Source organism: Methylococcus sp. ANG, assembly GCF_040730495.1.
Taxonomy (GTDB): domain Bacteria; phylum Pseudomonadota; class Gammaproteobacteria; order Methylococcales; family Methylococcaceae; genus Methylococcus.
In genome coordinates, this window is sequence record NZ_CP160399.1 from 226368 (window position 1) to 238722 (window position 12355).

Annotated in this window: 11 protein-coding genes and 1 pseudogene; 8 read left to right on the forward strand and 4 right to left on the reverse strand. The window is 65.3% G+C overall.

The features are described from left to right. Positions 1 to 37 precede the first annotated feature (37 nt). The 6 genes from ABZN20_RS01040 to metA are packed head-to-tail and all read left to right on the forward strand — an operon-like array spanning position 38 to position 4713. A complete protein-coding gene (locus ABZN20_RS01040; RefSeq protein ID WP_367026502.1) occupies positions 38 to 439 on the forward strand; it encodes a hypothetical protein in 402 nt (133 codons plus the stop codon). Next, positions 436 to 1728, forward strand: a complete 1293-nt coding sequence (locus ABZN20_RS01045; RefSeq protein ID WP_367026503.1) for a glutamate-5-semialdehyde dehydrogenase — start codon at positions 436 to 438, stop codon at positions 1726 to 1728. Before ABZN20_RS01040 ends, ABZN20_RS01045 begins: the two co-directional genes overlap by 4 nt. 12 nt (positions 1729 to 1740) lie before the next feature. Beyond that, a complete protein-coding gene (gene nadD / locus ABZN20_RS01050; protein WP_218806305.1) occupies positions 1741 to 2373 on the forward strand; it encodes a nicotinate-nucleotide adenylyltransferase in 633 nt (210 codons plus the stop codon). A gap of 13 nt (positions 2374 to 2386) precedes the next feature. Then, positions 2387 to 2782: a group II truncated hemoglobin gene (locus ABZN20_RS01055; protein WP_218806306.1), complete on the forward strand. Its 396-nt coding sequence runs from the start codon at positions 2387 to 2389 to the stop codon at positions 2780 to 2782. Between the two features lie 10 nt (positions 2783 to 2792). Further along, the gene (locus ABZN20_RS01060) at positions 2793 to 3632 is read left to right on the forward strand and encodes an ATPase (RefSeq protein ID WP_218806307.1); all 840 of its coding nucleotides are present in this window, start codon (positions 2793 to 2795) and stop codon (positions 3630 to 3632) included. 13 nt (positions 3633 to 3645) lie between these two features. After that, positions 3646 to 4713, forward strand: a complete 1068-nt coding sequence (gene metA, locus ABZN20_RS01065) for a homoserine O-succinyltransferase MetA (protein WP_367026504.1) — start codon at positions 3646 to 3648, stop codon at positions 4711 to 4713. Here metA and ABZN20_RS01070 read toward each other — a convergent pair. Continuing rightward, the gene (locus tag ABZN20_RS01070; RefSeq protein WP_367026505.1) at positions 4670 to 5674 is read right to left on the reverse strand and encodes a bile acid:sodium symporter family protein; all 1005 of its coding nucleotides are present in this window, start codon (positions 5672 to 5674) and stop codon (positions 4670 to 4672) included. The two genes, metA and ABZN20_RS01070, sit on opposite strands and share 44 nt — an antisense overlap. A gap of 295 nt (positions 5675 to 5969) precedes the next feature. Here ABZN20_RS01070 and ABZN20_RS01075 point away from each other — a divergent pair, with 295 nt between their 5' ends. Next, positions 5970 to 6476 carry a L,D-transpeptidase gene (locus tag ABZN20_RS01075; RefSeq protein WP_218806310.1) on the forward strand — a complete coding sequence of 169 codons (507 nt, stop codon included), beginning with the start codon at positions 5970 to 5972 and terminating at the stop codon, positions 6474 to 6476. A gap of 181 nt (positions 6477 to 6657) precedes the next feature. Here the strand turns inward: ABZN20_RS01075 and ABZN20_RS01080 are convergent, their stop codons facing one another. Then, on the reverse strand, positions 6658 to 7194 hold the full coding sequence (locus tag ABZN20_RS01080) for an REP-associated tyrosine transposase (protein WP_367026506.1): 537 nt from the start codon (positions 7192 to 7194) through the stop codon (positions 6658 to 6660). Between the two features lie 234 nt (positions 7195 to 7428). Beyond that, on the reverse strand, positions 7429 to 9105 hold the full coding sequence (locus tag ABZN20_RS01085; protein ID WP_367026507.1) for a hypothetical protein: 1677 nt from the start codon (positions 9103 to 9105) through the stop codon (positions 7429 to 7431). A 298-nt stretch (positions 9106 to 9403) separates the two neighbouring features. On the opposite strand from ABZN20_RS01085, the gene ABZN20_RS01090 reads away from it, so the two are divergent. Next, positions 9404 to 10828, forward strand: coding sequence for a dicarboxylate/amino acid:cation symporter (locus ABZN20_RS01090; RefSeq protein ID WP_367026508.1), 1425 nt, complete (start codon positions 9404 to 9406; stop codon positions 10826 to 10828). A gap of 495 nt (positions 10829 to 11323) precedes the next feature. On the opposite strand, the pseudogene ABZN20_RS01095 reads toward ABZN20_RS01090, so the two are convergent. Next, positions 11324 to 12340 (reverse strand): annotated as a pseudogene (locus ABZN20_RS01095) (ABC1 kinase family protein); the annotation flags it as partial. Between the last annotated feature and the right edge of the window lie 15 nt (positions 12341 to 12355).

The window sequence follows — 12355 nt, forward strand, 5'->3', positions numbered from 1 at the left end:
GCCGAGTCGGCATTATTATCATCAAACGGTTGATTGCATGAAGGGGAAATTCTCATTGGTTCTTGTGCTCGCGCTTCTGACCGCGTGCGCCGGCAAGGAACAGGGCGATCTGCGCGAAGCGCTGCTGACCAAGCTCCAGGACGACAGCGATCTCAAGGATTACAAGCTCGATCCGGGTGAAATCGCGGACTGCGTGATCCACGATCTGACGGACGATTTGCCGGGCTTTCCGGGGGACCCGCGGCGCAAGCAATATCTGACGGCTTATGCCAAGTTCTATTCGGTGAAAGGCTCGGGCGATTTCGAGAAAGTCGCAGAGGAGTACAAGGACCTGTTCGGATCGGTCAAGGCCGCGAACCAGGCGGCGCTGCGCATGACCGACTACATCATGACCTGCATGGGCCAGGCGATCGAACGCAGCGGGCCGAAGGAACAATGACGGCGGTGAGCGCATTGCGTCCGGCCGAACCGGAGGCCGTGGCGACATACGTGGACGGCCTGGCGCGGCGCGCCCGCGAAGTCAGCCGGGTCCTGGGCCGGGCCGAGACCGCGGCGAAGAACCGGGCGCTACTGGCCATCGCCGATGCGCTCGAGGGATCGGCGGGCGCGCTGATCGAGGCGAACCGCAAGGACCTCGAGGCGGGTGAGGTCAAGGGGCTGGACCGGGCCCAGCTCGAGCGGCTGGGTATCGACGCCAAACGGGTCGCGGCCATGGCGGCGGGCCTTCGGGAGATCGCCGCGCTGCCCGACCCGGTGGGTGAAATCAGCGGGCTGACCTACCGGCCGTCCGGCATCCAGGTCGGGCGGATGCGGGTGCCGCTCGGCGTCATCGGCATCATCTACGAATCCCGCCCCAACGTGACCGCCGATGCGGCGGGGCTGTGCCTGAAGTCCGGCAACGCCTGCATTCTGCGCGGCGGCTCCGAGGCGATCCATTCCAACAAGGCCATCGCGGCCTGCATCCGCCAGGGCCTGGAAGCCGGCGGCCTGCCGGCCGACGCGGTCCAGCTCGTCGAGACCACCGACCGGGCGGCGGTCGGCGCGCTGCTGGCGGCGGACAAATATGTCGACATCATCGTGCCGCGCGGCGGGCGTTCGCTGATCGAGCGCATCGTTGCCGAATCGCGGATTCCGGTCATCAAGCACCTGGACGGCATCTGCCACGTCTACATCGACGACGGCGCGGACCTTGCCAAAGCCCGCAACATCGCGATCAACGCCAAGACCCAGCGCTACGGGGTCTGCAACGCCATGGAAACCCTGCTGGTCGCCGCGGGCGTCGCGCAGGCGATCCTGCCGGAACTGGCCGCGCTTTATCGGGACAAGGGCGTCGAACTGCGCGGCTGCCCCGAAACCCGCCGCATCGTGCCGGATTGCTGTCCGGCTTCGGAGACGGACTGGGATACCGAATACCTGGCGCCGATCCTGGCGATTCGCGTGGTCGTCGGCCTGGACGAGGCGATCGAGCATATTCATCAGCACGGCTCCGGCCACACCGACGCCATCATCACAGAAGACTACAGCCGCGCCCGCCGCTTCCTGCGGGAGGTCGATTCGGCTTCGGTCATGGTGAACGCCTCGACGCGTTTCGCCGACGGCTTCGAGTACGGCCTGGGGGCGGAGATCGGCATCAGCACCGACAAGCTGCATGCGCGAGGGCCCGTCGGCCTGGAAGGGCTCACCACCCAGAAATTCATCGTGCTGGGCGACGGCCAGGTCAGAACTTAAAATGACGCAAGGATGATCGGCATCTACGGCGGCACTTTCGATCCGGTCCACTACGGACACCTGCGGGCCGCGCTGGAGGTCAAGGAGGCGGTCGGCATGAGGGAGCTGCGCTTCCTGCCCTGCCGCCAGCCGCCCCACCGTCCGCCGCCCGTGGCCGATGCCGGGACCCGGCTGCGCATGCTGGAAATCGCGCTGGCCGATGCCGACGGCGGCTTCGCCCTCGATACGCGGGAGCTCGAACGAAGCGGCCCGTCCTACATGGTCGATACCCTGGGCTCGATTCGCAAGGAGGTCGGCGACGAGCCGCTCTGCCTCATCCTCGGCCTCGACGCGTTCCTGGCGCTGCCGGCCTGGCACCGCTGGCGCCGGCTGTTCGCCTTGGCGCACATCGTGGTGCTGCAGCGGCCGGATTACGACGTCGAATACGCTGAAGATCTGGAGCGCTGCGTCGAGGAGCGTCAGGTGGCGGACCCGTCGCAGCTCACGGCCCAGCCGGAAGGGATGATCTACTTTCTGGAAGTGACTCAGCTCGCCATCGCCTCCACTTCGATCCGCCGCATGCTGCGGGAAGGGCGCAACGCCAAGTACCTGTTGCCGGACGCGGTGCTCGAGCTGATCCGTCGGGAATCGCTTTACGCCAAGTGAGATCGTTTCAGCCATGCAGGAACCCGTGACACAGACGCCCTATCAGCGCCTCGGCGGCGAAGAAGTGCTGCACGAACTGGTCGAACGCTTCTACGGCTACATGGACACGCTGCCGGAGGCGGCGCCGATCCGGGCGATGCATGCCGACGACTTGTCCGGCGCCAAGTCCAAGCTGTTCAAGTTCCTCTCCGGCTGGCTGGGCGGCCCGGACCTGTTCATGCAGGAGTTCGGCCATCCGCGTCTGCGGGCGCGGCATTTCCCGTTTTCGATCGGCGTGCCCGAGCGCGACCAGTGGCTCTTGTGCATGCGCAAGGCGCTCGACGACATCCCGATGGACGGCCCGTTCCGCGAGGCACTGTACGAGGCGCTGGCACGCACCGCCCATCACATGATCAACCGCGAAGATTGAAGAACTCCCGATGCGTTTGACCCCCCAAGAATTCCTGGACTGGGACCGCAAGAAGATCACCCTGCTCGGCATGTCCGGTACCGGCAAGACCACGCTGGCCAACAGGCTGCCGAAGCGGACCTGGTTCCATTATTCCGGCGACTACCGGATCGGCACCCGCTATCTGGACGAGCCGATCCTGGACAACATCAAGCGCCAGGCGATGGACGTGCCGTTCCTGCGCGATCTGCTGATGTCGGATTCGATCTACATCTGCAGCAACATCACCGTGGACAATCTGGCGCCGATCTCGTCCTTCCTGGGCAAGCTCGGCGATCCGGCCAAGGGCGGGCTGCCGTTGAAGGAGTTCAAGCGGCGCCAGGCGCTGCACCGGCAGGCCGAGATCGCGGCGATGCGGGACGTGCCGGAATTCATCGACAAGGTGCGCGAGATTTACGGCTACCAGCATTTCATCAACGACGCCGGCGGCAGCGTGTGCGAACTGGACGACTCGGAAACCCTGGAAGTGCTGGCGGAAAACACCCTCATCCTCTACATCCGCACCAGCCCGGAACTGGAGCAGATGCTGGTCGAGCGCGCCGCGCGCGATCCCAAGCCGCTGTACTACCGGGAGGCTTTCCTGGACGAACACCTGCCGGCTTTCCTGAAGGAAAAGGGCTACCCTTCGGTCGACGCGATGCCGCCGGACGAATTCGTGAGCTGGGTGTTTCCTTGCCTGTTCAAATCGCGGTTGCCGCGCTACCAGGCCATCGCGGACCGGTACGGCTATACGGTGGACGTCGCGGACGTCGCCCGGGTACGGGACGAGAGCGATTTCCTGAGGCTCGTGGCTTCGGTCCTGGGCGGCTGAAGGAGGGATTGCCATGCCTCTGGTCGCACATACCGATCTGCCCACCTTCCAGCGCCTGCGGGAGGAAGGCCAGGACGTCCTGAGCGTCGAGCGGGCCGCCCATCAGGACATCCGGGAGATGCACATCGGCCTCCTGAACATGATGCCGGATGCCGCCCTGGAAGCCACCGAGCGGCAGTTCTTCCGCCTGGTCGGCGGTGCCAATCCGATCGTGCAGTTCCACATGCACCCGTTCACCATCGAGGGCTTGCCGCGGGGCGAACAGGCGGCGGAGCACATCGCCCGCTATTACGAGAGCTTCGACCGCATCCGCGAGGAGGGCCTCGACGGCCTGATCGTGAGCGGGGCCAACGTCACCCAGCCGCATCTGCAGCAGGAAGCCTTCTGGCAGCCGCTGACCGAGGTGTTCGACTGGGCGCGCGCCAACGTCACTTCGATCCTGTGCTCGTGCCTCGCCACCCACGCCCTGTTCCAGTACGGCCACGGCGTGGAGCGCACCCATCTCGGCTTCAAGCGCTGGGGCGTGTACTCGCACCGGGTGGTCGAGCCGCTGCATCCGCTGGTGGCGGACATCAACACCCGCTTCGACGTGCCCCATTCGCGCTACAACGAAATCTTCCGCGAGGACATGGAGGCCGCGGGGTTGCGGGTCCTGGTCGAGAGCGAGGAGGCCGGGGTGCATCTCGCGGTGAGCCCGGACCTGTTCCGCGTCGTCTACTTCCAGGCCCATCCGGAATACGACACCGTGAGTCTCCTCAAGGAATACAAGCGCGAGATCCTGCGGCACTATTCCGGCGAGCGCGAGGATTACCCGCCGTTCCCGGAACACTATTTCTCGCTGGAGGTGGGTGCAGCGCTCAATGACTACGGGCAGGCCCTGCGCAGCGCCCGCCGGTCGGGCAAGGCGCCGCCGGAATTCCCGGAGGAATTCGTGCTGCGGCACCTGGACAATACCTGGCGCGATACCGCCAAGGCGGTGTTCAACAACTGGCTCGGCAAGATCTATCAGATCACCGACCAGGACCGCCGCAAACCCTTCATGGCTCACATCGATCCGGACAATCCGCTGGGACTGGCATAGCGGCGTCGAATCCGTGCCCCATGGCCGGTAAGTGTTGGTGCGTGCGCAGCCGCCACCAGCCCGCCAGCAGGCTGCCGATGATGGAATGGAAGCTCGCGGAGATCGCCGAAGGGATGGGCGCCAGCGCCATGCTGGCGAAATTGGCCTTGGCCAGCACGGTGGCGAGTCCCGAGTTCTGCATGCCGACCTCGATGGCGATGGTGCGGACCACCGCATCGCGGTAGCCCAGAACGCGCGCGAAGACGTAGCCCAGCCCGAATCCGCCGACGTGCAGCAGCGCCACGGCGCCGAACAGTTTGAGCGCGGTGGCCTTGATGGTTTCGGCGTTCGCGCCGATGATGCTCGCGCAGATGAAGGCGATGAAGATCACCGACACCAGCGGCGTCATTGGGCCGACCGCACGCACCAGCCGCGGCGCATAGCGGTTCAGCAGGAGGCCGGCGGTGACGGGCATGACGATCACCTGCAGGGTGTTCAGGAAGATGCCCCAGCCGTCCACCGGCGTGTAGGCGCCCGCCAGGAACTTGACAAGGAGGGGCGTCATCACCACCGCGGTGAAGGTCGACACCATGGTCAGCAGCACGGACAGCGCCACGTCGGCGCGGGCGATGTAGCTCACCACGTTGGAAGCCGTGCCGCAGGGGCAGCACGACACCAGGATGAGCCCTACCGCCAGTTCCGGTTCGAGCGCCAATCCATGCGCGATCGACCAGCCGAGGAACGGCATGATGCCGAAATGCGCGACCGTGCCGGCGATGATGATCCGCGGCATCTTCGCCACCCGGCGGAAGTCGTCGAAAGTGAGCGTGATGCCCATGCCGAGCATGATGACCGACAATCCCCAGACGATCATCGGCCCGGTGAACCAGGTGAACCAGGCGGGGAAATACAGCGCCAGCCCCGAGCACAGCAGCACCCAGACCGGAAACAGGTTCGCCAATGAATTGCAGATTCGAAGCATCGTCGGAAGCCGTGGAAGAGAAACCGCGAAGTGTACAAGTTATCGCCGCTGCTTGTACCGGATACACCGAAACCAATGACGCGGCGCTCCCTCTCCCTCTGGGACAAATCTGCCGGGAGCAGATTTCACGCGGCACATCCCTATGCCGCCCCCTTCGGGCGCTACGCGTGCAAATCGGCTTTCCTGCCGATTTGTGCATTGACCCGAAGGGTGCCGGGCAGGAGAGCCCGGCATGATTGGGCCGGGGTGAGGGCAATCGATCCTGGCCTGCCCAACAAAGTCCTGGGACAAGAACATGACCGCGCCCGAGAACGCCACCGACTTCCTGCGCATCAGCGTGCCGCGGCAATGTCTGGAGTTGATCGAAGCGGGGAAGGTGGTGGCCCGCTACCGCGTGTCGACGGCGAAGAACGGCGTGGGCGAAAAGCGCGGCTCGGAATGTACACCGCGCGGCTGGCACCGGGTCCGCGCCAAGATTGGTGCGGGCCTTCCGCCGGGGGCCGTCCTGGTCGGGCGCCGGCCCACCGGGGAGATCTATACGCCCGAACTCGCCGCCCGCCATCCCGGCCGCGACTGGATTCTGAGCCGCATCCTCTGGCTGGGTGGCCTTCAGCCCGGCTTCAACCGCTACGGCGAAGTCGATACCGCCTGGCGCTACATCTACATCCACGGCAGCCCGGACACCGGCGTCGACGGCACGCCCCGGTCCCATGGCTGCATCCGCCTCACCTCCGCCGACGTCATCGACCTGTTCGACCGGGTTTCCGCGGGAGCGCTGGTTTATGTCGATGCAGGACCGTAGGGCAGATGCCGTTTCGGGTTGGCGGAACCCGGAAGAGCCGGTTCCGCCCTACGGCAGCGGATGTAGGGCGGATGCCGTAAGGCGATCCGCCGACCAAGCCCCGAACAACCCACGAGCTTTGGAAATCGGCCGGCACACGGGCTGTTTCGACATGGCGGAACCCGAAAAAGCCGGTTCCACCCTACGTGGGTTCCCCCTTGGGGCCGAAGTTTTCGGGCGCCCCTCCGGCCCAGTCGGGCGGCAGGAGGCCGAAGCGGACGTAGCGGTGGAAGGACGAATAAGGCCAATCCGCCAGCCGCCCGACCAACCCATGTTTCATGGGATTCCAGTGCTCGTAATCCACGTGGCGGGCGTAATCCTCGTCATCGCGAATGGCGTGTTCCCAGAAACGCCGTTGCCACACGCCCCGCTCGCCCTTGGCGATCCGTACCTTCGACCGATGTTCGGTTTGCGGAACCGCCCGGACGACACGAATCTTGATGGCTTTCCAGCGGTTGGAAAAATCGTCGTCGCCGGGCGGCAAAGTCCAGACGCAGTGCATGTGGTCGGGCAAAACCACCCAGGCGTCGGCATGGAACGGACGCTCCCGGCGCGTCAGCCGCACAGCCTCTCGCAAGGCGTCGATGTGCCGGACCAGCGTATCCGCTCGCCGGTCCAGCAGATTTACCGTAAAGAAGTAGGTTCCCCCAGGAACCCGAAACCGCCGGTAGTCCGGCATACCGCCTCCCGTAACACTGTAGGGCGGATGCCGTAAGGCGATCCGCCAAATCCCCGGCGATCGGCCGACCCCCCGGCGAATCCCAAACCGCCCCGCAAGCCAGGCGAATTGTAAACCCGCCGGCGCGAATACCGTTCCCGGACGGCGGAACCCGGACGAGCCGGTTCCGCGGACACATCGTAGAGGGAATGCCGAAGGCGATCCGCCAAATCCTTGAACCGATTCCGCCGACGATCATTGCGGTGGCCAGGGCTGCTGGTTGTTGGTCACGCCCCATGGACCGGTGCAGACGTTGCCCATGTTCTGCAGCGGCGGGGCGCAGCAGCCCGGCGTGACGGCGTCGGTGTAGGGCTGATTTTCGTCGATCGTTATCAGGCACTCGTTGGTCCCGGTTGTCTGGGCGGTCACCGTCGAAATCTCATAGGTCTCGATGCCTTCGCCGTAGACCGGCGGCGCCTGCGACAAGACGCACTGGTCGGAAATCATGAACTGGGCGCCGGAGTTGTCCGGATTCTGCGGCGGACCCTTCTGGACCGGCAGGTTTTCCGAAGTCCAATACCAGTTGTTCACCTGCAAGCCGAGGCCGGGGTAGGCGGAATAATCGCCCTGGAGGGTAACCGAGCCGCCTCCGGGCTGGACGACCTGCTGTCCGCCGGAGGTGAAGATGCTCACGGTGTTTCCGTTGGAGCAGGGAGAGCTCTGGCTCAGGTTGTTCCGGACCGTGATCTTGTTCTGGGTGGCCTCGGCCTGGCTCAGTGCCGGCAGTTGATTGGTACCCGGACAAAGCGTGACGACGTAGCCGGTGCCGGCCGGGCAGGCGACCTGCTTGTCGTCTTCGGGATATTGATAGGCGTCGGGGCAGGATACGTCCGTACAGCTCAGGCTCGAGCCGCCTTGCGGGAAGGTGCAGCCGGCATCGCTGCTCATGGTCACGCCGATCGGAACGTTGAAAAATATGTTCGCGGTCGCGGTCACGCAGTCGTTGGGATCGGCACCGGGAGCGCTGCACAAGGTGGGCGGCGAGTTCGGGCCCGAGCCGTAATTCGTGCTGAGATCGACGAAATCCTGGGTTTTCGAGGTGCCTCCGTTCGGGGTGATCTCGAAAGTCGTGCCGAAGGTCTTGTCGTAATTCATCTGCGAGCCGCAGCACGGGGTCGTGGACGTGGTGGTGCACTGTCCCGCCGCCGCGTTCGTCGGCTGGCAAAAGGCCGCGTAAACCAGGTTGTCGTTGCCGGGAGGGTTGTTGGAAGTGTTGTTCATCCACATGTAGCCCATCCGCTGCCCCGCGGCCCGTATATCCGCCCAGTTGCCGCATTGCACCTGGGCGCACTGGGCATCGGTGGTGATCGGCGCGAACAGGAAGGTGTTGGGCGTGTTCTGGCCCAAAGCCCCGCCGGCGGCGGTCGGATAAAAGGTGCTGTCATACGGCTGCAGCGTCGTGCCGTTGATCGTGCTGCTGGTGGGCGACATGATCTTTATCGGCGTGTTGCAGTTGTTGTAGAGCGTGAGTTGCCCCGGTACCGGCTCGGGCGGGGTTCCCGCCACCATGCCGCGCACTTCGGCCACCGTTTGCCGGACCTCTTGCTCCAACGGCGACGGGGTGCCGGATTCTGTGTCGCCGATCGCGGGGCAGCCTTCGGCCGATAGCTTCAGGGCCGCGTGATAACCCTTCTTGTAGGCATCTTCACAGGCCTTTCGGAGGCGCTCGTTCCTGGCCGGATCCTGTCCCTTGGCCAAGGCGGCCTCGGCGTTCAGGCGGCAGTGAAAGTAATCACCGAGATGCCGGTAGAGTTTCACCTGACATTGCGTTTGCCGCGAGTGCGCCGGTGTCTGGGCCACCGGAATGAGCAGCAGCAGGCCGTAGACCGTGGGGCGAAGGCTGGCACGGCACAGGTTCAGGATGCGTTTCACGGGCGATCTCTCCCAGGTGTTGTTATTCGGAATCCAATCATCCGCTCATTTGTCCCAATCACGGAAGGACCGCGCCATCGCCGACGTGGCGGCTGATCGCCGGGGCGGAGAAACCGGAGACCGATCCTATTGTCGTCCCGCCGGGCGTAACGGTCTATCTTGGGGTTGGAAAAAACTCGGTATCCAAACGGTCGTAAAGGAGGGCCGTTACCCTCCCCGTTGCGGCCGACTGTCATGCCGGCGGCTGAACGGCTCCGGCCGCTCGGGTATGCTTACCCCTTTGGGCAGGGGATGGCGGATGGCCGGGCGGCGCATATTCAAGGAACTCTACGTCCAGGTGATCTTGGCGGTCATGGTCGGCGTGGCGCTGGGTGCGGCTTGGCCGGAGCTGGGGGTGAAGCTCAAGCCTTTGGGCGACGGCTTCGTCAAGCTCATCAAGATGATGATCGCGCCGATCGTGTTTTTGACGGTGACGCTGGGCATCGGCAAGGTCGGCGATCTGCGCAAGATCGGCAGCGTCGGGTTGAAGGCGTTGATCTACTTCGAGGTGCTGACGACCGTGGCGCTGGTGATCGGCCTGGTCGTGGTCAACCTCCTGCAGCCGGGGGTGGGCATCCACGCCGATCCCAAGACCCTGGACGCCGCGGCGCTGAACCCATACACCGGCGGCACCAAGGCTCTGAACGGCGTCGATTTCGTGTTGAACATCATCCCCGCCAGCGCGGTCGACGCCTTCGCCAAGGGCGACATCCTGCAAGTGCTGCTGGTCTCGGTACTGTTCGGCGTCGCCATGAGCAGGCAGGGCGAGCGCGGCAAGCTGGTGCTGGATTTTCTGGAACGGGTGTCGGAAGCCTTGTTCGCTACCATCGGCCTCATCATGCGGGCGGCGCCGGTAGGCGCATTCGGGGCGATGGCGTTCACCATCGGCAAATACGGACCGGACACCCTGCTGTCTCTGGGCAAGCTGATGGGCGGGGTCTACCTGACCTGCGTTTCGTTCGTGGTTCTGGTGCTGGGCGCGGTGGCGCGGTGTGCCGGCTTCAGCCTGTGGCGGCTGCTGAAGCTCATCAAGGAGGAACTGTGGCTGGTGCTGGGCACTTCTTCATCGGAAGCCGCCTTGCCGCGGCTCATGGAAAAACTGGAGGCGGCGGGGTGCCCGCGTTCGATCGTCGGCCTGGTGGTTCCGACCGGCTATTCCTTCAACCTGGACGGGACGGCGATCTACCTGACGATGGCGGCGGTGTTCGTGGCCCAGGCGACGGACACGCCGCTGACCCTCGGGCACCAGCTCACCCTGCTGGCGGTGCTGTTGCTGACCTCCAAAGGCGCAGCGGCCGTGACCGGGGCCGGCTTCATCACCCTGGCGGCCACGCTGTCCTCGCTGGATGTGGTGCCGGTCGCGGGGCTGGCGCTGCTGCTCGGGGTGGACCGGTTCATGTCGGAGGCGCGGGCGATCACCAACCTGATCGGCAACGCCGTCGCCACGCTGGCCGTCACCCGCTGGGAGCGGGCGGTCGAAGACACCGGGAGCAGTGTCTGGACGCCGCGATCAGTGCTTGCCCCGCGTGCCTCGCCAGATCGCGACCAGCAGCCAGGTCGCCATGGCGCTGGCGCCGACGTAGCCCAGCAGCCCGAACGCCGGCAGTCCCCACAGGGTCGGGCCGCCCTGCACCGTCATCACGATGGCCGAGGCGATGATCAGCGCCGAGGCGACCAGCCCTAAGCTGAGCCAGCCCAAAGCCCGCTCCACCTGCCAGCCCAGGTGGTCGAGCCGGGCCAGGTCGATGTTGAGCTTGAGGGCGCCTTTCTGCACCGCGCGCGACACCCGCCGCAGCTCGGTCGGCAGGCCGGAGACCATGTCCATGGCGTGCAGGGCGTTGCGCCAGGCGTTGCGGCCGATCTTCTCGGGGTCGTAGCGCTCCTTCAGGCTTTTCTCGATGAAGGGCGCGGCCTGGGTAAAGATGTCGAAGTCCGGATCGTTCTGCTTGCCGATGCCGTCCAGGGCGATGAGCGCCCGGAACAGCAGGGTCAGGTCCGGCGGCAGCGCCAGCCGGTGCTGCCGCATGAGCTGGGTCAGGTCGGTCAGCATCTGGGTGAGACTCAACTGCTTCAGCGTGGCGCCGTGATAGTCGTCGATCAGGTTGTCCATGTCCGCGATCAGCAGATCGGGATCGACGTTGACCGTGCCCGCCCAGTCCAGCAGGACGTCCGCCGCCGTCTGGGCGTCCCGGCCGACGATGGCGGACAGGAGGTCGACCAATTGGTGACGGCGCAGCTCCGGCAACCGGCCCACCATGCCGAAATCCAGGAAGGCGATGCGGTTGTCTGGCAGGTACAGCAGGTTGCCGTGGTGCGGGTCGGCGTGGAAGAAGCCGTCCAGCAGGATCATCTTGAGCATGGCGTCGGCGCCGACCCGCGCCAGGGTGCGCTGGTCCAGCCCCGCCGCACGGACGGCGTCCAGATCCATGGCGTCGATGCCTTCGATGTAATCCAGGACGCAGACCCGCTCCCGCACGTACTGCCAGTGCACCCGCGGAATGACGATCCTGGGATCGGTCCGGAAGTTCGCCGCCAGCCGGTCGGTGTTGCGGCATTCATTGATGAAATCCAGCTCGCGGTGGATCGAAAGCCCGAACTGGCGCACGATTTCGCCGGGGCGCAGGTAATCGAGCTCGGGGAATTCGAATTCGATCAGTTTCGCCAGCTTCGCCATCAGGCGCAGGTCCGCGTCGATGGTCTTGGTGATGCCGGGACGGCGGATCTTGACCACCACGTCTTCGCCGGTATGCAGCCTCGCGCGGTGCACCTGGGCGATCGAGGCCGCGGCGATCGGCCGGGTGTCGAACGCCGCGAACACCTTGTCCACGGGGGCGCCCAGGTCCCTTTCGAGTTCCTGCCGCAGCGCCTCGAAGGGGAGGGGAGGCACCCGCCGCTGAAGGTGGCTCAGTTCCTCGATCCATTCCGGCGGCAGCAGGTCGACGCGGGTCGAGAGAATTTGCCCGAGCTTGATGAAGCTCGGCCCCATTTCCTCCAGCGCGCGGCGCATGCGGGCCGGCAGCGAGAGCTGCGCCTGCTCCTCGGCGTATTTCCAGGACAGGGACTTGCCGGCCTTTTCCAGGACATGGTGGATTCCCAGACGGTGCACGGCCTCGCCGAATCCGAACCGGACCAGGACCGAGGCGATCTCGTGCAGGCGGACGAAGTCGCGGAGCGTGTTGAAGGTTTCGACGAGCATGGGGTCGATGCAATG

Excerpts from the sequence above, each read along its gene's own strand:
- ABZN20_RS01045 (WP_367026503.1), top strand. The coding sequence starts at position 436 with ATGACGGCGGTGAGCGCATTGCGTCCGGCCGAACCGGAGGCCGTGGCG.
- ABZN20_RS01060 (WP_218806307.1), top strand. The coding sequence starts at position 2,793 with ATGCGTTTGACCCCCCAAGAATTCCTGGACTGGGACCGCAAGAAGATC.
- metA (WP_367026504.1), top strand. The coding sequence starts at position 3,646 with ATGCCTCTGGTCGCACATACCGATCTGCCCACCTTCCAGCGCCTGCGG.
- ABZN20_RS01090 (WP_367026508.1), top strand. The coding sequence starts at position 9,404 with ATGGCCGGGCGGCGCATATTCAAGGAACTCTACGTCCAGGTGATCTTG.
- ABZN20_RS01080 (WP_367026506.1), bottom strand. The coding sequence starts at position 7,194 with ATGCCGGACTACCGGCGGTTTCGGGTTCCTGGGGGAACCTACTTCTTT.
- ABZN20_RS01040 (WP_367026502.1), top strand. The coding sequence starts at position 38 with ATGAAGGGGAAATTCTCATTGGTTCTTGTGCTCGCGCTTCTGACCGCG.
- nadD (WP_218806305.1), top strand. The coding sequence starts at position 1,741 with ATGATCGGCATCTACGGCGGCACTTTCGATCCGGTCCACTACGGACAC.
- ABZN20_RS01075 (WP_218806310.1), top strand. The coding sequence starts at position 5,970 with ATGACCGCGCCCGAGAACGCCACCGACTTCCTGCGCATCAGCGTGCCG.
- ABZN20_RS01070 (WP_367026505.1), bottom strand. The coding sequence starts at position 5,674 with ATGCTTCGAATCTGCAATTCATTGGCGAACCTGTTTCCGGTCTGGGTG.
- ABZN20_RS01055 (WP_218806306.1), top strand. The coding sequence starts at position 2,387 with ATGCAGGAACCCGTGACACAGACGCCCTATCAGCGCCTCGGCGGCGAA.